This is a genomic window from Thermosediminibacter oceani DSM 16646, assembly GCF_000144645.1.
GTDB classification, from domain to species: Bacteria; Bacillota; Thermosediminibacteria; order Thermosediminibacterales; family Thermosediminibacteraceae; genus Thermosediminibacter; species Thermosediminibacter oceani.
The window spans coordinates 658,070-680,748 of the sequence record NC_014377.1 but is presented as its reverse complement, the minus strand read 5'-3'; the positions used below and the strand labels follow the sequence as shown (position 1 = coordinate 680,748).

The following is a 22,679-nucleotide window of genomic DNA, read 5'->3' as shown; positions in this document are numbered from 1 at the left end:
AATTATGTTTCATATTAGCATAATAACGATTTTTTGTAAATAAAAGCCTTTTTTCTGCTATCCTTATTTTTTTTAGTCAATTTTTGGGCAGCCCGATATCCTTTGAATGAACATATGTTATCGATAAGATGAAATGTAATAACCCCGGTAATGAAGTTACGAAAGAAATTAAACCCCTCAACCTTATTGAATAAAAGTCTAATGCATTCAGGGAGAATAAAAAGACCATTATATAGATCAATAAAACCATGGAAATCTTAATTGCTTTTTTTAACTGTTTAGATAAAGTTAAAAGGATGAAGGAAGGGAAGGAGAAAAACAAAATAAAAAATGAGGGAAGAAAAAGCAGGATGGTAGTAATGTCCGTAAAAAGAGGAAACATATTATTTTCATATTTGGGCCAAAATTTGTAGACTAAAAGAGAGCAAATCAAAACGGAAATAGTGTAAAGAACTTTCAAGCAATTCCCTCCAAGTTTTGCAGTGTTTGGATTAATTCCCCTTCTTAAATATCCGGTTAAAAAATCCCAGCAGTTCATCGCCGGAAATTTCGTATCTATATCTTTCGTTTTCATCCGAAATAACCCTGAACCCCAGCCTACGATGAAGCAAAACCGAAGATTTGTTGTTTTTATGGGCAGAACTGAAAACTTATTTCGGATGATTCGATAATATTTCTCTGTAGCCTTTTTGTAATATCTCGCGCAAAATTGAGCTTCTTTTGTACGCAGGATGTACCTGTATCGACATCACATTCCAGCAGTCTTCAGAAAGAGGCATATACTCCAGATAAGCAGCCAGAATATCGCTCCCCAGACCAGGATAAACCTAGCCCTTTTTCAATTTCTCTGACAAGGTCATTCTTTCGTCTCTCGGGATCAAACTCTATGCCTAATTCCTTTAATATCGGGCTCATGTTTATCCTATCAAGCTCCACTATTTTTCCCAGATTCATGAGGTAAAATTCCCTTCCACTTTAACAAAAAAAGAGCAAAAATTGCAGCAAAGGAATCTACAAATTCATTGTCTCTGCTTCCATAGGCTATTTCTGCCAATCTTTTCTATATTCCACTTCATTTTTATAAATCGGAATATCGTTAACAAAAGCTATTATTTCATCACCTTTTTTCATTCTCAACTCTTTTTTTCTTTCTTATAGCTACCTATTCTGGTCTTTAATATAAACCGCCATTTCAATCCGCCCGAAAAACCAACATTTTTAATTTCTTCGACTTTAAAAGAGAAATAACGGCAATCAGGCATAAGAAACTCAGCGGCATTACGAGATAGGTATAATATATACCCGATCTATCCGTAAAAAACCCCAGCAGAGGGGCCGAAGCGGCTACAAAAAGGCCCATCAATAAATTGTGAAAAGAGAGTATCGTGGCACGTATTTTCGAAATAATGGACTCATTCAGGCGTCTGAAGATATAAGGGGAAGCTATACCTCTAATTGCATAGAAAACTAAAAGCAAAGGCAAGCTGAAATACAAATACTTAATTTGACTCATCAATATTATAAACAGGAACAATGCTATACATATATAAAGCTGGCCTTCATTTTTAAACAAATCGGTTATCTGCCTGCTTTTTCTGGAAAAGAATCATGCAGTCAAATTGAAAATACATACCAGCGCTCCGAAGTATTGCGGCGGCACTTTATTTAAATATAAATATGTCTGTTCGATGTTTTTGGCCAAATGTATAAAGGATAGAATTCCAATAGAAAAGAGGGACAAGAATAATATGTCGGCGTTTTTAAATATAAATTTTCCGCTTTCTTCGATGATTTGAGAATAGGACAACTTGGCTTCCGGTTTTTTCGCCTTCCAAACTTATATTTGCCAGACCGAGCGCCAACAATGATGGAATATTAGGAATATAAAGGTGAGATATAAAGGATAATAGATGCTTTTCGTATATAGAAAACCTGCTGTCAGAGAAGTAATCGCCATAGCGTAATAAACCCATGACATTATGCTGCCGTCAATTTGTTGAAACTTATCTCTCATATTATTTTCATTTAAAAAGTCATACAAATAAGCGTTGTCCGCACCCGATATAAAAGTAGCTCCAATCGAAAATATCACTATCCCGACAACAAAGAATAGATAATTTTGACCGATTATAAAAAATATGACTGCAATCGCTTGGAAAAATGCTCCAAAAAACAAACTGTATTTTATGCCAAACTTATCCGCTACAGCGCCACCCGGAACCTCAAAGAAAGTTATGGTTAAAGCTGAAAAGGTCTCCAGGAACATTATTTGGGTAACGTTCAAACCGTGTGCGAACAAATAAAGTATAATAATAGCATCCATGAATAACGCCTTCGTAAAAACACTGTACAGGGTAAATTTCATTATGTGTTTCTTTCAATCCCCATTTAATACCCCCTTATGTTAAAGATTGGTTTTTAAATTTCGGCACAAATCTGTAAATTCCTTTTTTAGGTAAGGGAAATTTTATCACAGATTGTTTTTTTCACATTGTTGTAAGCTCCTCTTTTGGTAAAAGCTCTTCATGAGTCCCAACTTCAACAATTTCTCTTTTATGTAAGACCATCACTTTTGTCACAATTTTCAAGGTCAAAAGTCTGTATGAGCAATTATCAAAACGGTTTTGTCAGCCGGCAGGTTATAATCGTATTTTTTCGAATTTTTTATATATACCAATTCCCAATGATTCTCTAAAATCATAAAAATATCTTACCCAATATTCCAACAGAAGCATGCCACAGCATACCGGGAATAACACTCCTTGTTCTTAAATATAAATATCCCCATATAAGACCTGTAGGCTGTTCGAAGCTAAACACATCCAATAAAGCGTGCCAAAGACTGTAATTGTATTGTATGACCATAGAAGGAACATGGCTTGCACTAAAAATTATTGAAGAAATAACTAAAGCATTGAGCGAATTCTTTAATATAACTTCTAATCGCGGAAGTAAAAAACCTCTATAAAACAATTCTTCGGGTAAACCGTTTATAAATATATGAATAAGATATACAGCTATAAGCAACTTATAATCAGATATTTTAAATCCTTCATAGATACCTAACAATACACTTAATGCCATAAGCACAAAGGTAAGCTTCCAGTACCCTCTATTAAAACCCATTTCTCTAAGTTTATAGCCCATTAGTAGGTAGATTAATATAATGGGAATTGTTATCAATATTGTAACTGTAATAGCATTCATGAGTTCTCCAGATAGAACTGTTAATGTTTTATAATTCAATAAGAAAATATTTCGCATAAATTCTCGAAAATTATGTACTTTACTTGCAAAAGCAGCATTCTTGACGTAATTATGTACCAAAACAGCTATTATTAACTCATATACAAAAAATATAAATCCGACACATAACTCTAATTTGGGATTTTTTATCTTAACAGACTTAGGTGAATCTTCGGTCATAATCCTGATTATTTAATAATACAACTAAGTTCTTCAGGGCTACAACCAATCCCTGAAAACCCTTCAAACCAAATGTTACTGCTAATCCTACGATTATATAACCCAAAAGCAACGGTGTTTCTTTTAATCTCTTATAAAAATGAAGCATAATATTTAATACTTTTCCATCCAATAAAGAAGAAATATTATTCACTAACCTTCCTCCTAAAACAGCTTCTTAATTTTAAATTACCATCACCAAAGTAAAGCATTACTTATGGAACAGGACGAAAAACGGGGACGGGCTCTATTGATAACCGCTGGAGGCCTCGATGTCAAGGGGAGGCAGAGCCCGGCGATAGTGTATCCTTGACACCTAAAGGGCCGGAGGCGGTATAATAGGCCAAGCGATGGTGATAGAATCACCTGGTTCTAGCCAGAGGGATTTTTACACAAAAAAATTGGACTTGATCATCATAGAAGGATGAAATTTGCATGAAATATTTTGCAACCTCATTAAAAATTATCAAAATAATGTTTTTGATTTTTAGAATGACGGGACAATTCTAACATAGTTTCAACCCAATAATTATCATGTATGTTTCCTAGCTCTTCTGGACTTTTACCTTCTATAGTGTTATTGATAACTGACGTCCAGAGTTCACTTACTTCTTTTGCATATTGAAACAGCTCTGTATTATCCTCATTTAAAGAAACAGAATAATTGCCGTTTGCATGCCTTTTTATATTCAGTAAGTAATACTGAATTCTCTCGGCTATATATGCTGTATAATCATTTATTTGTGAAGACTTTGCTCTACCCAAGGTTCTAACAAAATAATTTGCTTCCTGAGAATAGTTAATAATATTAGCGTAATTATAAATAAGCTGATCAACTTCCGATTCGGTAAAATACTTTTTGCTAAAACCTGATTGGAGAATTTCATTATTACTGAGTATTGAGGAAGATAGTAAATACATCGTTGTATATAGTTTATCGGAAAATAAATTTTCATATTTTATGTTCTCCTGTCTTTGATTATAAACAAAAAAGCCTAATAGAATAGAGATAATTATTAACATAATTATGAAAAAATTTTTGTTCATTAATGCCTCACCTAATTAAATATAGCATTCTATTTAGCCCCCTAATAGAATTGGAGAAAAAGTTTGATAATGTTACAATGTTAATTAGGGGGTATGAAATTGAAAAAGAAACGTTATGACCAAGAATTTAAGGAGCAAGTTGTAAGAGAATGCCAGGAAGTTGGTAATATTGCGTTAGTGGCTAGAAGACATGGACTCTCCAAAAATACGGTATATAACTGGCTTCAAGCAACAAGAAAGAATGGTTCTGTTATCCCTCTGCCACGCGATGTAAACCAAAGGCTTTTAGAGGCAGAAAATAGGCTAGAAAGTTTAGCTAGGGAGAATGACCAGCTAAAAAGACTTGTGGCGGAAAAAGAACTAGAACTGGCTATTTTAAGAGAATTGCGGGATCGAGTAAACCCTCAGTAGCCGACAAAGTCGCAATTGCCAAAAGGTGGGTGGCGAAAGGATATAGTTTCTACTAACGTTCTTGCTTTTCGTCAGCCTTACACCATCCACCTTTTACGCATATGTAGCAAATATGTAGGCACCGACTATAACCGCCGATGTTGTTTTTTGCAAGAGGAAATTCCCCATTTTTGCAAAGAGTTTTCCCCAGGCACCGGTGGGGAATTTTTATGTTAACTTAACTGCCTCATGAGTGATTGCCTCATCCGGTAGCTTTGACCATCAAAGATCAATAGGTAACTGTGGTGTATTAGCCGGTCAATCATTGCTGCTGTCATCTGCTCATCGTAGAAAATGCTCGCCCAGCGGCTGAATTCCAGGTTAGTGGTAATTACTACACTGCGACGTTCATAGCAGTCCGAAATCACCTGAAAAAGTAGCTGCGCTCCTTCGCGGTCCAAAGGAACATAGCCCCATTCGTCGCAGATCAGAAGATCCGGTTTGGAAAGCTGTTTCAGTAACCCGGAAAGTTCACCTCCCTTCCTGGCTTCTACCAGCCGGTTTACCAGTGCTGCAGTGCGACAAAAACTTTACGCTGAATCCTTTTTTACAGGCCTCCACACCGATGGCTGTGGCAAGATGGGTTTTGCCGGTTCCCACGTTGCCGTAAAGGATCAGGTTTTTCTTTTCTTAAAATCCTCCAGCTTTTCAAACCCGGGGACCGGGACAAGGAAGTTGCGCCGGTGGTATCCCACCTTGTTTTCCACATTACCCTTTTCGTGGCCGGAAGTAGGGTTACAGAATACCGCTTCAAAACCATAGTGCTGCTTGAATCTCAGGAAGGCGTCGGTTAGTTTTCGCTCACCATTCTTCAAGAATTTCACAATAGTGCTGGCGTTATCGAACCATAGCTTATGAGGCACTCCACCAATATGTTCAAATATGTTCTTAAGTCCCTGAAACAGGCATTCCTGGTTTTCTCCCTTGAAGAGCTGAGTATAGCCCGCGTTACTGTAGGGAAACGACAGGTTCAGATAAAAGCCGTGGTATAGCGTCCCGTTTTCGTAAAAGTCTGCTTCGCCGAAATCCACCTGCGCTTCACCCGGGATATGTTCCAGCGGCAGACGGCATGAGTTGTCCTGGTACAATTCTTTTTTTCTCATGGCCACGTAGCCTGCTACGGTACGGTAAGAACAGTTAAACTTATCTTGGTATTTTTCATAGAGCCTGTCGTAAACTCTTTTAGCTGTATGTCTCTGCTTTTTGCGAGCTTTTTTATCTTCTTCTAGCCATTGGTCTATATCCGCCTTGAAAGGATCGAGTTTTGGGAAGGTATGTTTAGCTTCTTCAGCTTTAACCCTGGTGTTCCAGTCCTCTTGATAGATATACTTTCGTATCGTTTTTCGGTCTTTTTGGAACTCCCGGGCTATCTCGCTGATATTTTGCCCTTTCATAAAGAAAGCTTTTCTGATATTATCAATTTGGGTCATTGTGAGCATCCTCCATTCCTCCCTTGCAGTTAAGTTGTCCCTAACTACAAGGGTAAAGGTTTTTAGGGGTGCCTGCAATGACCTTTGCAAATTTGGGGATTTTTGAGTTGCAAAAGTGGGGATTTTATTTTGCAACTCTGTCCATTTTAATTATGCAATAAACAACAAGTATAACCCCGATAGACAATTCTATTTTAGGATTTTTTATTTTAACAGGACGAGGAGAACCTTCGGTCATAACCCTAATTATTAAGGCCCAGATTAATAGTAAAAACAGGTTTTTCAAGGCTACAATCAATCCATGAAGACCATACAAACCAAATGTCACTACTAACCCCACGATTATATAACCCAAAAGCAACGGTGTTTCTTTTAATATCTTATAAAAATGAAGCAAAATATTCAGTATCTTATTTTCTGGCAATCTAACATCAATCATGAGCCCCCTCCTTTTTCTTATTCCCACATTTTTCGAAGGAACAAGCTCATATTTTTTACGCAATGCAGAGTCAAACTACTGCTTAGAATCTTCAGCGTTCACACACTTGACAAATACCTTCCTCTTCCTTGGTCCGTCGAATTCGCAGAAAAGCACGCCCTGCCAGGTGCCGAGAACTGGCCTGCCATCTTCTATCGCCAAAACTACGGAGCTTCCCACAAGCGTCGCCTTTATGTGGGCATCGGAGTTTCCCTCCACGTGCCTGTAGTCACCCCTCTGCGGGATCAGTCTGTTCAGGGCGTTTATTATATCGGTCTTTACATCGTCATCGGCGTTTTCGTTTATGGTTACTCCTGCCGTGGTGTGGGGTACGAAGACAAAGCACAGCCCGTCCTTCACCCCGAATTCCGATATAGCCTTCCGGACCTCGTAGGTTATATCCACCATCTGCGTCCTCGCGGTGGTTTCTACATTGATGATTCTCATAACATCTCCTCCCGCCTGATATCTCTAAAGTTAAAGCCCCCAGTCTTTAAAGACAAGGGGCTTATGGTGCCACTGATTCGAATTGTATAATGCTTTTTATACCGCCTGATGAAAACCTATGCACCCTTGCCGGTATTTTTCTTTATATACTTTAAATATACGATTGCGAAAATACCCGCAAGAACGATGTACGGCGACAGCCAAGCCAGAGTTTCAACTGCAAAAATCAATACATTGAAAAATGTTATCCATCCGTCTTTCAGTCTATAAAGAATACTCCCCATTGCATTCCCGGTCTCAGGATAAGCCGTCACCAGCTGATTTATTCTGATAGTGACCGTGGAATAACCGGTAGCCCTGTCAAGATAATTTATCCTTCCCTGCAATTGCTCGATATCGCTTCTCAGCCTGGTAAGCTCATTCTCTATCCTAAGGATATCATCTATTTTTTCAGCTTTGGCCAAAAGGCTAATGAGCCTTTCTTCCTGTGCTTTCAGGACTTTAATCCTTGCGGAAAGGTCTATGTATTCCTCGGTCACATCCTGGGTGGAAATGTTGTCGTAGTTTACTCTCCCGAGCTGTTTTAGCCTTCCGAAAAATTCTTCGAAGCGATCAAACGGCACCCGAGCAACTATTTCACTCCAGACTTCCCGATTTTCGTTTCTTGACGAGGAGCTCTGGATAAACCCGCCGTATTCTTGAATCAGATTGTAGACCGCTGTTTCCGTTTCTTTCAAATCGTTGACTCCAAGATGAATGGTGCCGTTTTTTACTATTTTCCTGTCAATGGTACCCGCTAAGTTTTTATTGCTTTCCTGGTGCGCTTGCGTTATTGCATCCTGTACGATCATATTGTTCTGCCCGTAATCGGGTGCAGCCCTTTCATTCGCGCCGCTCCTTTGCGCGGGTTTTACGCCGCAGCCCGCAAGGATAAAAGCGGCTATTAATAACACGACAAATATCTTTTTCATAAACTTTCGGCCCCCATTTTAATGTGATAATATATTATTTCGCTAAAAAATATATACTTCCTCTAATTATTTGGTAATTCCGAGATTTTTTTACCTGAAAACAATTATTACAAAAGACTCATCAATTATTTTAAAAAGAGGAAATGATAAAAAAAGGCCGGACGGGTAAAGGACAATAAATACCCCGTTCCGGCTGTGAATCTATTTTACCCTGAGTCCCCGGTACCTGTTAAGGCCCGCCGCCACTTCCTGGGGCCTCGGCAGGGCCAGGTTCCCGGGGTGTTTCCCGTAAAAGGGCGATACGACGTCGATGCCGTATTTTTCTATATCGGCAAAGACCATTTCCACGATTTCTTTGAACGTTCTCCCGCCGTCCACATATTTTTCCACGGCGTACCTGATGATTTCGCCTACGGCGCTGGTCTGGCTGCGGTCCACCAGCTGCTCCACGTAATCCATCTCTATATATTCGCCGCCGTACTGCAGGGTATCCACGTCTCTGGACTTAACTTTTTTCTTCCCCCGAAGCTCCAGGCCCTCTTTTAGAATAACCCTCGGGGTTACCGAGATGGGGCCTTCCGTTCTTTCTATCCTGCGGTCTGTCTTTATCTCTGCTGCTATCCGCCGGGCCTCCTCCGTTACGTCGTAGGGGCGGTAATCCTGCATCTTTATAACGCAGTCGGCCATATCAAAGTAATCCCCGCTCCCGCCCATGACCAGCACCGTTGATATCCCCAGTTCTTCGTAAAGCTGCCGCACCCGGTCTATGAAAGGCGTAATAGGTTCTTTCTCTTTAGCGACTAGCTTTTGCATTCTCGCATCCCTTATCATGAAATTGGTGGCACAGGTGTCCTCATCCAAAAGGAGCAGGCTTGTACCAATTTCGACGGCTTCCATGATATTGGCCGCCTGGGAGGTGCTGCCGCTGGCGTTTTCGGTGCTGAACTTCCTGGTATCCTGCCCGTCGGGCAAATTGGTTATGAACGGGCTTATATCCACCTTTTCCACCCGGCGCCCGTCTTCGGCCCTGATCTTCACCGCGTCCTTCACGGTTATCACGAATTCCCTGCCGTCACCGGGGATATGGTTGTATACCCCTCTCTGCAGCGCCGACAGCAGGGTGGTTTTCCCGTGGTAGCCTCCCCCCACGATCAGGGTGACGCCTTCGGGTATGCCCATACCCCCAACGACACCGGCATTGGGAAGCTCAAAGGATACTTTCAGGCTTTCCGGGGATTTGAAGGGCACCACCCTGTCCCCCCTCATGGGCCTGTCGCTTATTCCGCTTTCCCTGGGCAGGATTGAGCCGTCGGCGACGAAAGCCACAAGGCGACTCTTCTTCAGCTGATCCCTCAGGTATTCCTGGTCTTCGGCAAGTTCCACCCATTTTCTCGCGGATTCGGCATCTATATTCCGGTAAAGGAGGGCTTTTTCCGCTATCTCGGGTAAATTGGAGAAAAACAGCGTTTCGGCTCCCCCACCGTTGATCCTTCGCCCGAAAGCAGGAAGTCCCACACTGAGCCTTGCCTCCACGTAATCGGAGCACACCTTCACGGCGGTGCGCTTCAAAATCTCCTGCCCGCCTTTATCAATATAGATTTCTCCGCTGCCTCCGGTGCCGTTCACCCGCGGCAATTTCCGGATGACAGCCGCCGCCTGCCTTGCCAGAAAATCCTCCAGGGCGGTGGTCCTGACGGAGGTTTTATAAAGTTCCTCCGGAAAACCGGCCCGTTTCATATCAACCCAGAGCCTTACCCTAGAGGGTGAGGCGAAGGGGTCCCCCTGGACGTGGTCTATGTAAAGCACAAAACCGCCGAAATCGTAGTCCCCCTGTATTTCTTTATAAGCCTTGTATCCCTTGCCGTTGATCCTTGCGATGATTTTTTTAAGGTCTTCTTTCGATCTCATCGTCCCACCTCTTTTTTCTTCAATTTTTCCAGCAACTCCTTTCGTTCCTTAAAATTCTTTTCCATGCCCTGTTCTGTGGGGATGTAATACTGCCTGCCCCTTAAATTGTCGGGCAGGCACTCCATATCGGCTATTTTATCCTCGAAATCGTGGGCGTATTTGTAACCCCTGCCGTAGCCAAGCTCTTCCATGAGCCTTGTGGGGGCGTTTCTCAGATGGAGCGGTACTCCCTGAGCCAGGGTCTCCAGGGCGTCTTTTTTGGCCCGGGCATAGCCAGTATAGAGGGAATTGGATTTCGGAGCCAGGGCGAGATACACCGCGGCCTGAGCGAGATTCACGCTGCATTCGGGCATCCCAATAAAATGGGCAGCGTGGTAGGCCGCCACCGCCTGCTCTAAGGCCCTTGGATCCGCAAGGCCCACATCCTCGGAGGCGAAACGGATCATTCGCCTTGCCACATAAAGCGGGTCTTCCCCCGCTTCCAGCATCCGGGCCAGCCAGTACAGCGCAGCATCGCTATCGCTGTTCCTCAGGGACTTATGAAAGGCCGAAATCAGGTTATAATGCTCCTCTCCCCCTTTGTCGTAAAGAAGGGTTTTTCTCTGGAATGCCTCCTTCAGCACCTCGTCGGTTATTCGTATTTGCCCGCTATCGTCGGGTACTGAGCTCAATACTGCAATTTCCAGGGTGTTCAGGGCAACCCTGGCGTCGCCGTTGGCAAAAACCGCGATTTTATAGAGCTGTTCGTCTTCAACCCGAACCTTAAACCTCCCGAGTCCCCTCTCTTCGTCCCGAAGAGCCCTCTTCAGTAATACCATCAGGTCATCCGGGGAAAGAGGGTTCATGACGAAAACCTTCGAGCGGGAGAGCAGTGCTGAATTAAGTTCGAAGGAAGGATTTTCCGTGGTGGCGCCGATGAGGATTATATCGCCTTTTTCCACGTAAGGCAGGAAGGCGTCCTGCTGCGATTTGTTAAAGCGGTGGATCTCATCTATGAAAACAAGAGTCCTCTGGCCGTACCTGCGGCGTTCCTGGGCCTCTTTCATAACCTCCTTCACCTCTTTTATCCCCGAGAGAACGGCGCTGAAGGTGACGAATCTGGCTCTTGTCATTTCCGCTATTATCATTGCCAGCGTAGTCTTCCCCACCCCCGGGGGACCCCAGAGTATCATGGAGGTTATCAGGTCGTTTTCTATCAATTTTCTAAGAATCTTTCCCCTGCCAAGCAGGTGGTCCTGGCCGACGAATTCGTCCAGATTCCTGGGCCGCATCCTGTCGGCCAGCGGAGCGCTTTTTTTGATCTCGCCGTCAAAAAGCGAGCTCTGCTCGAAATCCATGGTTTCACCCTCTCGGTTAAAAGGCTATTTCAAAGCCGCGGTGCTTTCCTTCGTACTCCGACCAATCTACATCGATTCTATCGACCCTTGCCCACCGGAGACCGGTCTTTATGTATTCGAGAAGATCTTTTATCAAAGCCTCGTCCCCTTCGACCACCAGCTCGACGCTTCCGTCGGGCAGGTTTTTGACGAAACCCGTCAGTCCAAGTTGGGAAGCTTTTCTGTGGACCGAGTACCGGAGGCCTACCCCCTGCACCATACCGTATATTAGAGCGCGGGCCGATCTTTTCATGAAATCCCTCCACAAACATCTTTTGGATAGATTATACATAAACGGCGCGGATATTGCAAGAAAAAGCAGGATTTACGGCATGCTGGGAGAATTATTTATTTATAAACGTGTTTGGGGAGGAAATCAGTATGGCGAAATATATTGACCTCAGGAGCGATACCGTAACGCTTCCTACTCCTGAGATGCGAGAGGCCATGTACCGGGCTGAAGTGGGCGACGATGTGTACGGCGAGGACCCGACCGTCAGAAGACTTGAAGAGATGGCCGCAGAGATCACGGGGAAGGAAGCGGCCATGTTCGTCACCAGCGGGACCCAGGGCAACCAGGTGTGCATAATGACCCATACCCGGCCCGGCGATGAAATAATCCTTGAAGAAAAAAGCCATATCTTCACCTATGAGGTGGGCGGCATCGGTTATCTTGCAGGCGTGCAGGCACGCCTCATCCCCGGTAAAAGGGGCGTCATGGACCCAACCGATATTGAGGCCGCTATTAGGGAGGACGACTTACATTTCCCGAGAACCAGCCTCATATGCGTTGAAAACACCCACAACAGAGCAGGCGGCACTGTAATCCCGATGGATACGCTGGAGAAGACCTACGAGGTTGCAAAAAAACACGGCATTCCCGTCCACATGGACGGTGCCAGGATTTTTAACGCCGCCACCTACCTGGGAGTGCCGGTGCGCGACATAGCCCGGTACGCCGACAGCGTCATGTTCTGCCTTTCCAAGGGCCTTTGCGCTCCCGTGGGCTCCATAGTCGCCGGCAGCAGAGATTTCATCAACCGGGCCAGGAAATTCCGCAAAATGCTGGGCGGTGGGCTGCGCCAGGCTGGATTTTTAGCCGCCGCCGGAATAGTCGCCCTCGAAAAGATGACGGAAAGGCTTAAGGAAGACCACGAAAACGCAAGGCTCCTGGCCGAGGGCTTGAATAGTATTCCGGGAATTTCCATAGATATGAAAACGGTGCAGACCAATATTGTCATATGCGACATTTCGGGCCTTGGCATCAGCGGAAACGAGCTTGCAGGGCGGCTGCTTGAAAAAGGCATAAAGATCAACGGCGGCTCGGGTTCGCTGGTAAGATTCGTAACCCACTACGGCATAGACAAAAATGATGTATTGAGGACCGTGGAAGCGGTGAAGGAAATAGCCGCTGAACTCAACTAAAAAAGTGTCTCGACAGGGGGTAAATATGAACAGGAATTTCGGCAAATGGTTTCTCACAAAGGTCAAAAAAGCCATCATCGATTACGGCATGATAGAAAACGGGGATAAAATAGCCGTTGGAGTTTCCGGAGGTAAGGATTCTACCACTCTTTTATACATCCTGGACCTGGTGCGAAAACACTCTCCTTTAGATTTTGACATCGTGGCTGTAAATATTGACCTGGGATGGGAGATGGATCTTACACCTCTTGAAGATTTCTGCCGGAACCTCCAGATACCGCTCAAAGTAGTCAAAACCGACATAGCCCGGGTGGTGTTTGAAATAAGAAAGGAGTCCAATCCCTGTTCCCTCTGCTCCAGGATGAGGCGCGGCACCCTGGACAGCGCCGCCGTCGAGCTGGGGTGCAACAAGGTGGCTCTGGCTCACCACGCCGACGACGTAATCGAAACCCTTTTGTTAAACCTCATCTTTACCGGGCGATTTGACACTTTTGAGCCCAAAACCTATCTCTCCCGGAAAAACGTGACTTTAATCAGGCCACTCATATACCTCAGCGAGCGGACCATAAAGACGATAGTAAAATCTCGGGGCCTGCCGGTCATCGAAAGCCCGTGCCCGGCTGACGGCAGGACAAAGCGGGACGAGATGACAGAGCTCCTCGACCGGATGGAGCAGGTGTTCCCCAGAGCAAGGGAAAATATTTTAGCCGCCATAAAGCGCAGAGATTTTTTCAGGGAGAAAAGTGAACATAAGGAAGAGCTTCAATAAAAAAGCCGGCCGTCAGCTGATAAACGCTGTCCGGCCGGTATTATTTTTTCTAAAACAGGTGACATGCCACAAAATGGTTTTTCTCCACTTCTTTGAACTCCGGCTGCTGTTCGGTGCAAACGGGTTTGGCATGCCTGCACCTCTTGGCGAACCTGCAGCCTTCCGGCGGATTGATGGGGCTCGGCACGTCTCCTTCCAGCAGGATCCTCTTCTTCTTCCTCTCGGTTTCCGGGTCGGGAACCGGTATGGCTGAAAGCAGCGCCTGGGTGTACGGATGCAGGGGCCTTTTGTGCAGGTCTTCGGAGGTGGCCAGCTCCGCCACAACTCCCAGGTACATAACCGCTATCCTGTCGGATACGTACTTTACCATGCTCAGGTCGTGCGCGATAAAGAGGTAGGTCAGCTTCAGCTTCTGCTGAAGATCCATGAGCAGGTTTATTACCTGAGCCTGAATGGATACGTCCAGGGCGGAAATGGGTTCGTCGCACACTATAAACTTGGGCTCCACGGCGAGAGCTCGCGCGATGCCTATCCTCTGCCTCTGCCCGCCGGAGAACTCGTGCGGGAACCTGTTAGCGTGCTCCTTGTTCAGGCCGACAACATTCAAAAGTTCGTATATTCTCTCAGTGCGCTCTTTGTTCTTGTATAAGCCATGGATATCTATACCCTCTCCTATTATATCCCCGACCGTCATCCTGGGGTTCAGCGACGCATAGGGGTCCTGGAATATCATCTGAGCCTTGCGGTTGAATTCCCTCAACTGCTGACCTTGCAGCCTGTGCACGTTTTTGCCTTCGAAAAGCACCTCTCCGGAAGTGGGTTCGTAAAGCCTTATTACGGTCCTCCCCAGGGTGGTCTTACCGCAGCCCGATTCACCCACGAGGCCCAGAGTCTCGCCTTCCATTATCTGAAGATTGACGTTGTCGACGGCCTTTAACACCGAACCCCTGTCCACATTGAAGTACTTCTTTAAGTTATTTATTTCTATGAGAGGATTCCCGGCAACCGTCATGATAACGTCACCCCTTTTCCTACAGGCGGTTTCACTTTTGGAGCCATGGGATGCAGCAGCCAGCAGGCGGCACTGTGGCCGTCGCCCACCGTGAAGTCCTCAGGATACCTTTCGTAGCATATCTTCATGGCGTATTCGCACCTGGCGGCAAATGCACAGCCCACCGGAGGTGCGAACAGGTCCGGCGGCGTGCCGTCTATGGAAGCCAGCTTTTTACTCTTATCCAGCTCGGGAGTGGGGACCGACATCAGCAATCCCCAGGTGTACGGATGACGCGGATTGTAAAATATATCGTCAAGGCTGCCGCGCTCGATTATCTTACCCGCGTACATGACCAGGACCCTCTCGGCCAGGTTGGCCACGACGCCCAGGTTATGGGTGATTATTATTATGGATGTATTCAGCTTTTTCTGCAGATCCCTCATCAAGTCCAGTATCTGCGCCTGTATAGTAACATCCAGGGCCGTCGTAGGTTCATCGGCTATAAGCAGTTTGGGGTTGCAGGCCAGCGCGATGGCTATCATCGCCCTCTGCCTCATTCCGCCGCTGAACTCGTGGGGATACTGGTCCACGCGCTTCTCCGCATTGGGTATCCCTACCAGTTTCAGCATTTCAATAGCCCTTTCCCTGGCCTGTTTGGGGTGCATTTTCTGGTGCTTTATAAGACCTTCGGCGATCTGGGCACCCACTCTCATGGTCGGGTTCAGGGATGTCATGGGGTCCTGAAACACCATGCTCATCTCGGACCCCCGGACGTGTTCCATTTCCTTTTCCGAGAGTTTTGTTATATCCTTGCCATCGAAAATAATCGATCCGTTTTTGATAATTCCCGGGGGCATGGGGATCAGCCGCATTATGGTCTGTACGGTGACGCTCTTGCCGCAACCGGATTCGCCCACTATCGCTACCGTCTCTCCCCTGTTCACGTGGAAGGAAACCCCTCTTACCGCCTTTATCTCTCCAGCGTAGGTCTTAAACGAAACTTCCAGGTCCTTTACTTCTAACAGCTTTTCCATTTCCGCCTACCTCCTAACTGCGAAGTCTCGGGTCAAGGGCATCCCTTAATCCATCGCCGAGGAGGTTAAGGGAAAGCATAGTCGTGCTTATGAAAAACGCTGGTATGAAGAGCTGGTACGGATATATTCTGAAAGACTGGGCACCATAAGCTGCAAGCTGCCCCCAGCTTGACTGCGGGGGAAGAACTCCAAGGCCTATAAAGCTTAAGAAAGCCTCGCTGAATATGGCACCCGGGACAGACATGGTGAGGTTTACTAAGATCACTCCCATTGTATTCGGTATCAGGTGCCTCAGAATTATCCTTGCGTGACTTGCTCCGAGCACTTTCGCCGCCAGCACGAATTCCTGCTCTTTTAACTGGAGAACCTGCCCTCGTACAAGCCTTGCCATACCAAGCCATCCGCCAACAACCAGTGCCAGGATAAGTGTCATAACACCCTGACCGAGGACTACCATCATCAGGATGACAATTATCATATACGGAATGGCATACAAAATATCTACAAACCTCATTATTACCAGGTCAACTTTACCGCCAAAGTAACCCGAAATGCCCCCTACAAGTACACCTATTACCGCATTCAAAATCGCAGCCACAAAGCCGATCATCAAGGATACCCTTGCGCCCATCCACGTGCGCGCCCACAAATCTCTTCCCAATGTATCCGTCCCGAACCAATGCTTCGCCGACGGCGGCTGGTTAATTTCGGACGGGTTTGTAGTCCTGTAGTCGTATGGAGTCATGTAAGGCCCAACTATTGCCAGGAGAGTATAAAGTATAATTATTACTAACCCCAGCATTGCGACTTTGTTCTGCTTTAGCCTTCTCCACGCGTCCTGCCAGTAGGTAATGCTGGGCCTCGCTATGGCCTCCATTTCCCTTATATTTTTGCCTACATGGGTAAAGAGCTCCTGAGAAAGTTCTCCTAAACTATTCTGCATCATCTTCACCTCCTACTTTCCTGCTATCCTGATCCTCGGGTCTATAATACCGTAGATAATGTCAACTATAAAGTTCGCTGCAATTAAGAAGAGGCCGTAAAAAACCGTCATCCCTAGTACCAGCGAATAGTCCAGGTTTTGAGTGCCTAAAATATAGTACTTCCCAAGCCCGGAGATTGCGAAAATCTGCTCTACGACAAAGGTACCTGTAAGAAGTGTGGCTGTTACAGGACCGAGGACGGTAACCACCGGCAAAATGGCATTTCTTATTTGGTGTTTCCACACTATTTGCACTGGTGAAAGGCCTTTGGCCTTTGCAGTCTTGATATAGTCCTGATTTACCACATCGAGCATACTGGCCCTCATAAGTCTTGCCAGCAGCGCAATAGAACTCAAGCTTAACGCAAAAGTCGGCATTATTGTATAAGCGAAACCTTTCCACTGGGCAACAGGCAGAAGCTTTAGTTTTATAGAAAAAATATATTGAAGCAGAGGCCCAATCACAAAACTCGGAACAGAAATGCCCACAATAGCGATAAACATGCTGGCATAGTCCAGGGGTTTATTGCGGTTCAAAGCTGCAATTATTCCTAAAGTAATACCCACTATACTAGCAAAAATAACGGCGCGAATTCCCAGGTCTGCAGAATAAGGAAATGCATCTTCTATAACTTGATTTACCGTTCTATTTTGATACCTCAGGGAATACCCCAAATCGCCTTTTAAAAGGTTTGAAATATACCTTATATACTGGATGTGGAGCGGTTTATCAAACCCGTAGTATTTCATCATGTTCTGCCTGATTTCGGGAGTAACTTTTTCACTCAAGAACGGGTCCCCCGGAAGGAGCCTTACCAGGAAAAAGACTATGGTCACAAGGACTAATGCGGTGACAAGCGAAACGAGAAGCCTGTTCAATATATACCGGGCCATTTTCTTACCCCCTTTTATACACAGCATTCAAAAAAGAAATTATTGCTTGTCAAATAATAAATTTTTAAATTATCATAAACGGAGGTATATGCTTACATATACCTCCGTTATGAACAACCTAAGTTTAATTAGTTTTTCCCTTCGACATCAGCATAGATGAAATCCGGATCACCACCGACAAAGTTCCTGACGAGGCCTGTTACATAGTCTCTTTTGGTCCAAGCCCTCTGCCTGAAGTAGAGAGGTACGATCGGCCCTTTGTCGAGGAGCAGCTTCTCCGCTTCGAACATCTTGTCAGCACGTGCCTTGAAATCTGCAGTGGTCTTTGCAAATTTTATAAGCTCGTCATACTCCTTGTTGCTCCAGCCGGTACTGTTGAAGCCGCCGTCAGACGTCCACAGGTCGAGATAGGTCATCGGGTCGTCATAGTCAGGTCCCCATAGCGCAAGCACGACATCGTAGTCCATCTTGTCCCTGCGCGTAAGTTCAAGCCTCTGCTTGAAGGGAACCTGCTTTATGGTGATCTCGATGCCCAGGTTCTTCCTGAGCATATCCTGGATTGTTTCTGCACTTATCTTAGATGTGGCGTTGTCGTCGGTTAACAGTTCAAAAGTCATCTTGGATGGATCGCTGATATTGAGCTCCTGCATGGCTTTATTCAAGTATTCCTTGGCTTTTGCGGGATCGGCCTTCTTCGAATAGTATTCATACGGGTATTCTTCCACGAATTTCTTTTCAAGGCCGGAAAGGAGCGGCAGTACATATCTCGTTGCGGGATCGGATACGCCTCTCAGCACAGTCTTTATATAGTCTTCCCTATCGATCGCAAAACCTATAGCTTTCCTGAAGTTCTCATTGGCGAGCCAGGGCTTGCCTTCCCTCTTTCCGTTGAACTGCAGGTAAGCTTCTGCACCATCGTAATAGAAGAGTGCCTTGCCTTCATTTTTCAGCTGCTCAACAAAATCTGGGGGAATTCCTACGAAATCGAGTTCGCCGTTTTCATACATCTGATACGCAGTGTTAGTATCGTTCACTACCAAGATCCTTACCCTGTCAAGCTTTATGGCATCTTTGTTCCAGTAGTTGGGGTTCTTTTCCAAAATGAGTTCCTGTTCGTGCTTCCATTCCTTTAAGACAAATGGGCCGTTGAAAAGCAGCTTGTCGGCGTCGGCGGCAAAGGCATTGCCATGCTGCTCTACAACATCCTTCCTAACCGGCATGAAGGATATGAAGCTCATGAGGCTATCAAAATATTTTACAGGGTTTTCTAATTTTATTTCCAGGGTCTTTTCATCGAGAGCCTTTACTCCGACCTGGCTGGGATCGGTTATCTCACCCTTGTTGAACTTCTCGCCGTTGAGAATGTAGTAGCCCTGGTAGGCATACTCGGAAGCGGTATTGGGGTCGAGCAGCCGCTTAAAGGCGTACTCAAAGTCATAAGCTGTGACCGGCTTGCCGTCGCTCCACTTGGCATCCCTCAGTTTGAAAGTCCAGGTCTTCTGGTCTTCCGATACTTGCCAATCTTCAGCCATTCCTTTCTCAACTTTGCCATCGCGCACCCTCACGAGGCCTTCGAAAATGGCATTACTGACCATTATGGCGTAAGTATCGGTGGCTTTCTGAGGATCAAGGTTTGGAACCTCTGCGCCAATCGCAAAAACCAATTCTTTTTCCCCTGTCTGTTCTGCCGCCTGCTGGTCGGTCTTCTGGCCGCAACCGGCAACGGTGCCAAGAACCAGCAGCAGAACGATAGCCAGGGCTAAACTTTTTCTTAACATTTAATCTAATCCCCTCCTGAATAATTTTTAAGAATGTTTATATTAAAACCTGTCCGGATAGCCCCTTAAGCGATCCCCCCCTTCAAGTAATACTATATATACTATTTATAACATTTAAAATATTATCCATATTTTTAATACAAATGCAGGTAGGTTTGTTAACAATGTGTTCTCCAACAGGTCCCATCTTATTAAAATATTTATATTCTACAACAAATACAAAAATCCTTCTTTTTTTTAGCGAACTAAAAACTTTTATTATAATCGGGTCCAGCCAATATAAAAAGCCCCCTGCCGCGGAAGGGACGGGGGCTTTTTAAGCTCATTTCAGGAGCTCTTTCAGTATTTTATTCACAAGCTGCGGGTTGGCCTTACCCCTGGTCTCCTTCATAACCTGGCCGACAAGAAATCCGATGGCTTTTTCCTTTCCGTTCCTGTAATCCTCCACCGATTTCGGGTTTTCCTCGATGACCTTCCTCGCCACTTTCTCCAATTCCGCTTCATCCGAGATCTGGACGAGGCCTTTTTCCTTGACGATTGCCTCCGGGTCCTTACCGGTATCGAACATCTCCCTGAAGACTTCTTTTGCTATCTTGCCGCTGATTGTGCCGTCGTCGATCATCTTCAGCATTTTCACCAGGTGTTCGGGACCAAGGGGTATATCCTCGACTTCCCTGCCGGTCTCGTTGAGTATCCCCATCATCTCGGACATTACCCAGTTGCTGATGGTTTTGGGGTCATGGTATAGTGAAACACATTGCTCGAAGAAATTGGCGAGGGCTTTGGAAGCCGTAATGACCTCCGCGTCGTAGGCCGGCAGGCCGTACTCTTCCACGTATCTTTTTTTCCGGGCATCGGGGAGTTCGGGAAGTTCGGACTTAAGTTTTTCCACCCATTCCCTTTCTATAACTATCGGAACCAGGTCCGGGTCAGGGAAGTACCTGTAGTCGTGAGCCTCTTCCTTGCTTCTTAAGGATATTGTAATACCCCTTGCTTCATCCCACCGGCGCGTCTCCTGGACTATGGCGCCGCCCTGCTCGAGGATCTCCCTCTGGCGCTTTTCTTCATATTCCAGGCTCCGCCGGACAGCCCTGAAGGACCCCAGGTTTTTCAACTCAACCTTTGTCCCGAACCTGTCGGACCCTTTTGGCCTTATAGAAATATTGGTGTCACAGCGCAGCGAACCTTCTTCCATTTTGCAGTCGGATACTTCGATGTACTGGAGTATGGTCTTCAATTTGTTGAGATATAGCCAAGCCTCCTCGGGGGAGCGTATGTCGGGCTCAGAAACTATCTCGATCAGAGGTACACCGGTGCGGTTCAGGTCCACCAGCGAATAGCTTTTGCCTTCCTCGTGGACGAGTTTCCCCGCATCCTCCTCCAGGTGAACCCGGTTTATACCGATGCGCTTCACCTTGCCGTCGACTTCGATCTCTATATAGCCGTTCCTGGCGAGGGGCAGGTCGTACTGGGAAATCTGGTAAGCTTTCGGCAGGTCGGGATAAAAGTAGTTTTTCCTGTCGAACTTGGAAAACTCAGCTATCTCGCAGTTCAACGCCAGAGCCGCCTTTATGGCGTATTCCACCGCCTTTTTATTGGTCACGGGCAGAACCCCGGGCATTCCAAGGCATACAGGGCAGCAGTGGGTGTTTACTTCGCCCCCGAATTCCGTGGTACACCCGCAGAATATCTTGGATTTGGTGTGAAGCTCTACGTGAACCTCAAGGCCTATAACGGTTTCAAATTCCATCTTTGCACCTCCATCCTTAAAGCACGGGCTTTTTTCTGTGGTAATCGGTAGCCTGTTCAAAAGTGTAAGCCGCCCTTATTATTGTGGCCTCATCGAAAGCCTTTCCTATTATTTGAAGTCCTACAGGCATCCCGTTCGAGAAACCGCAGGGGACGGAAATAGCCGGTAATCCCGCCATGTTCACGGGTATCGTGCAGACGTCCGACATGTACATCTTAAGCGGGTCGCCGGTCTTCTCCCCTATCCTGAAGGCTGCTGTCGGGGCGGTGGGTGAAATTATCACGTCGTACTTCTCGAAAGCCATGTCAAAATCTCTTTTCACCAGGGTTCTTACCTTCTGGGCCTTGAGGTAGTACGCGTCGTAATAGCCGGAACTCAGCGCATAAGTGCCCAGCATGATCCTCCGCTTGACCTCGGGCCCGAAACCTTCGCTGCGGGTTTTCTTGTAAAGGTCTATGAGATCGTCGTAATCTACAGCCCTTACGCCGTACCTTATGCCGTCGTAACGCGCCAGGTTCGAGCTGGCTTCCGCCGGGGCTATTATGTAGTAAGCCCACAGGGCATATTCGGTATGCGGAAGGGAAATTTCCTCGCAGACGGCCCCCAGGCTCTCGAAAGTGCGCGCGGCGGCCAGAACCGCTTCCCGGACCTCCTTGTCTATTCCCTCTCCCAGGTATTCTTTGGGCAGTCCGATCTTCATGCCTTTGACATCGGCAACCAGGCTTTCGGTATAGTCCGGGACCGGCATGTTCACGGAAGTGGAATCGCATTCATCCCAACCGGAAATCGCGTTGAGCACGATGGCGCAGTCCGTAACATCCTTCGTTATGGTGCCTATCTGATCCAGTGAAGACGCATAGGCCACCAGGCCGTAGCGGGAAACCCTGCCGTATGTAGGTTTCAAGCCAACAACGCCGCAGTATGAAGCCGGCTGGCGGATGGAACCTCCCGTATCGGAGCCCAGGGCGAATATGCACTCACCCGCCGCAACGGCGGCCGCCGAACCGCCGGAGGAACCTCCCGGCACCCTTTCCAGGTCCCACGGGTTCCTGGTGATGAAAAAGCCCGAGTTTTCGGTGGATGACCCCATGGCAAACTCATCCATGTTGGTCTTGCCGAGAATTACCGCATTGTCGGCCTTTAACTTCTTCGAAACTGTGGCGTCATAAGGCGGTATGAAATTACCGAGAATTTTTGACGCACAGGTGGTTTTCAAATTCTTAGTGCATATATTGTCCTTAATAGCCCCGGGGATTCCGGCTAAAGTCCTGGAAAAATCGGCTTCTTCATCTATTTTTCTGCTCATTTCCAGGGCGCCTTCTCTGTCAATTGTTAAAAACGCCCTTATCTTTTCTTCAACTTGATCGATTCTTTCAAGTACTGCCTTTGTCAGCTCTTCGGATGAAATCTCCCTTTTTGAAAGGAGTTCGCGGGCTTCATGGACGGTCAATTCGTACAGCTTCAACGCCTTTACCTCCGTT

General features: G+C 46.1%; 22 protein-coding genes and 2 pseudogenes. 3 read left to right on the top strand and 21 right to left on the bottom strand.

The features are described from left to right. Window positions 1-76 precede the first annotated feature (76 nt). From TOCE_RS12265 to TOCE_RS03395, 6 genes are all read right to left on the bottom strand, one after another. Window positions 77-574, bottom strand: a complete 498-nt coding sequence (locus tag TOCE_RS12265; protein WP_187286584.1) for a hypothetical protein — start codon at window positions 572-574, stop codon at window positions 77-79. Between the two features lie 191 nt (window positions 575-765). Continuing rightward, window positions 766-954: a hypothetical protein gene (locus tag TOCE_RS03420; protein WP_013275498.1), complete on the bottom strand. Its 189-nt coding sequence runs from the start codon at window positions 952-954 to the stop codon at window positions 766-768. A gap of 883 nt (window positions 955-1,837) precedes the next feature. Next, window positions 1,838-2,323, bottom strand: coding sequence for an MFS transporter (locus TOCE_RS03410; protein ID WP_223156835.1), 486 nt, complete (start codon window positions 2,321-2,323; stop codon window positions 1,838-1,840). A 374-nt stretch (window positions 2,324-2,697) separates the two neighbouring features. Then, window positions 2,698-3,426 carry a CPBP family intramembrane glutamic endopeptidase gene (locus TOCE_RS11600; protein WP_049817891.1) on the bottom strand — a complete coding sequence of 243 codons (729 nt, stop codon included), beginning with the start codon at window positions 3,424-3,426 and terminating at the stop codon, window positions 2,698-2,700. After that, on the bottom strand, window positions 3,407-3,619 hold the full coding sequence (locus TOCE_RS03400) for a hypothetical protein (RefSeq protein WP_013275493.1): 213 nt from the start codon (window positions 3,617-3,619) through the stop codon (window positions 3,407-3,409). Before TOCE_RS03400 ends, TOCE_RS11600 begins: the two co-directional genes overlap by 20 nt. A gap of 302 nt (window positions 3,620-3,921) precedes the next feature. Next, the gene (locus TOCE_RS03395; RefSeq protein ID WP_013275492.1) at window positions 3,922-4,512 is read right to left on the bottom strand and encodes a hypothetical protein; all 591 of its coding nucleotides are present in this window, start codon (window positions 4,510-4,512) and stop codon (window positions 3,922-3,924) included. 99 nt (window positions 4,513-4,611) lie between these two features. On the opposite strand from TOCE_RS03395, the gene TOCE_RS03390 reads away from it, so the two are divergent. Then, a complete protein-coding gene (locus tag TOCE_RS03390) occupies window positions 4,612-4,923 on the top strand; it encodes a transposase (RefSeq protein ID WP_013275491.1) in 312 nt (103 codons plus the stop codon). 212 nt (window positions 4,924-5,135) lie between these two features. On the opposite strand, the pseudogene istB reads toward TOCE_RS03390, so the two are convergent. From istB to TOCE_RS03350, 8 genes and pseudogenes are all read right to left on the bottom strand, one after another. Continuing rightward, a pseudogene (gene istB, locus TOCE_RS03385) lies at window positions 5,136-5,589 on the bottom strand (IS21-like element helper ATPase IstB); the annotation flags it as partial. Next, window positions 5,589-6,392, bottom strand: a pseudogene (istA, locus tag TOCE_RS03380) (IS21 family transposase); the annotation flags it as partial. The pseudogenes istB and istA, both read right to left, overlap by 1 nt. A 124-nt stretch (window positions 6,393-6,516) precedes the next feature. Beyond that, entirely contained in the window at window positions 6,517-6,831 is a 315-nt protein-coding gene (locus TOCE_RS03375; protein ID WP_013275489.1) for a hypothetical protein, read from the bottom strand. 75 nt (window positions 6,832-6,906) lie between these two features. Then, window positions 6,907-7,317, bottom strand: coding sequence for a secondary thiamine-phosphate synthase enzyme YjbQ (locus tag TOCE_RS03370; RefSeq protein ID WP_013275488.1), 411 nt, complete (start codon window positions 7,315-7,317; stop codon window positions 6,907-6,909). 116 nt (window positions 7,318-7,433) lie between these two features. After that, a complete protein-coding gene (locus tag TOCE_RS11595) occupies window positions 7,434-8,288 on the bottom strand; it encodes a DUF4349 domain-containing protein (protein ID WP_013275487.1) in 855 nt (284 codons plus the stop codon). A gap of 201 nt (window positions 8,289-8,489) precedes the next feature. After that, window positions 8,490-10,196, bottom strand: a complete 1,707-nt coding sequence (locus TOCE_RS03360; RefSeq protein ID WP_013275486.1) for an ABC-ATPase domain-containing protein — start codon at window positions 10,194-10,196, stop codon at window positions 8,490-8,492. Next, entirely contained in the window at window positions 10,193-11,533 is a 1,341-nt protein-coding gene (locus TOCE_RS03355) for a replication-associated recombination protein A (protein WP_013275485.1), read from the bottom strand. The genes TOCE_RS03360 and TOCE_RS03355 overlap by 4 nt, the downstream gene beginning before the upstream one ends. 16 nt (window positions 11,534-11,549) lie before the next feature. Further along, window positions 11,550-11,825, bottom strand: coding sequence for an acylphosphatase (locus TOCE_RS03350; protein ID WP_013275484.1), 276 nt, complete (start codon window positions 11,823-11,825; stop codon window positions 11,550-11,552). 128 nt (window positions 11,826-11,953) lie between these two features. Between TOCE_RS03350 and ltaE the strand changes: the two genes are divergently transcribed. Together ltaE and TOCE_RS03340 are read left to right on the top strand one after the other, a co-directional pair. After that, entirely contained in the window at window positions 11,954-12,997 is a 1,044-nt protein-coding gene (gene ltaE / locus TOCE_RS03345; RefSeq protein ID WP_013275483.1) for a low-specificity L-threonine aldolase, read from the top strand. A gap of 25 nt (window positions 12,998-13,022) precedes the next feature. Next, window positions 13,023-13,766: a tRNA lysidine(34) synthetase gene (locus tag TOCE_RS03340; protein ID WP_013275482.1), complete on the top strand. Its 744-nt coding sequence runs from the start codon at window positions 13,023-13,025 to the stop codon at window positions 13,764-13,766. A gap of 49 nt (window positions 13,767-13,815) precedes the next feature. Here the strand turns inward: TOCE_RS03340 and TOCE_RS03335 are convergent, their stop codons facing one another. The 7 genes from TOCE_RS03335 to gatA all read right to left on the bottom strand — a co-directional run bounded on the left by TOCE_RS03335 (window position 13,816) and on the right by gatA (window position 22,663). Beyond that, on the bottom strand, window positions 13,816-14,778 hold the full coding sequence (locus tag TOCE_RS03335; RefSeq protein ID WP_013275481.1) for an ABC transporter ATP-binding protein: 963 nt from the start codon (window positions 14,776-14,778) through the stop codon (window positions 13,816-13,818). Beyond that, the gene (locus tag TOCE_RS03330) at window positions 14,775-15,794 is read right to left on the bottom strand and encodes an ABC transporter ATP-binding protein (RefSeq protein WP_013275480.1); all 1,020 of its coding nucleotides are present in this window, start codon (window positions 15,792-15,794) and stop codon (window positions 14,775-14,777) included. Before TOCE_RS03330 ends, TOCE_RS03335 begins: the two co-directional genes overlap by 4 nt. Window positions 15,795-15,807: 13 nt before the next feature. Beyond that, complete coding sequence (locus TOCE_RS03325) at window positions 15,808-16,740, bottom strand: ABC transporter permease (protein WP_013275479.1); 933 nt, start codon at window positions 16,738-16,740, stop codon at window positions 15,808-15,810. A 9-nt stretch (window positions 16,741-16,749) separates the two neighbouring features. After that, window positions 16,750-17,670 carry an ABC transporter permease gene (locus tag TOCE_RS03320; RefSeq protein ID WP_013275478.1) on the bottom strand — a complete coding sequence of 307 codons (921 nt, stop codon included), beginning with the start codon at window positions 17,668-17,670 and terminating at the stop codon, window positions 16,750-16,752. A 128-nt stretch (window positions 17,671-17,798) separates the two neighbouring features. After that, window positions 17,799-19,448 carry a peptide ABC transporter substrate-binding protein gene (locus TOCE_RS03315; protein ID WP_013275477.1) on the bottom strand — a complete coding sequence of 550 codons (1,650 nt, stop codon included), beginning with the start codon at window positions 19,446-19,448 and terminating at the stop codon, window positions 17,799-17,801. 322 nt (window positions 19,449-19,770) lie between these two features. Next, window positions 19,771-21,198 (bottom strand): Asp-tRNA(Asn)/Glu-tRNA(Gln) amidotransferase subunit GatB, encoded by a 1,428-nt coding sequence (gatB, locus tag TOCE_RS03310; protein WP_013275476.1) that lies wholly within the window; start codon window positions 21,196-21,198, stop codon window positions 19,771-19,773. 16 nt (window positions 21,199-21,214) lie between these two features. Beyond that, a complete protein-coding gene (gene gatA / locus TOCE_RS03305; RefSeq protein ID WP_013275475.1) occupies window positions 21,215-22,663 on the bottom strand; it encodes an Asp-tRNA(Asn)/Glu-tRNA(Gln) amidotransferase subunit GatA in 1,449 nt (482 codons plus the stop codon). Between the last annotated feature and the right edge of the window lie 16 nt (window positions 22,664-22,679).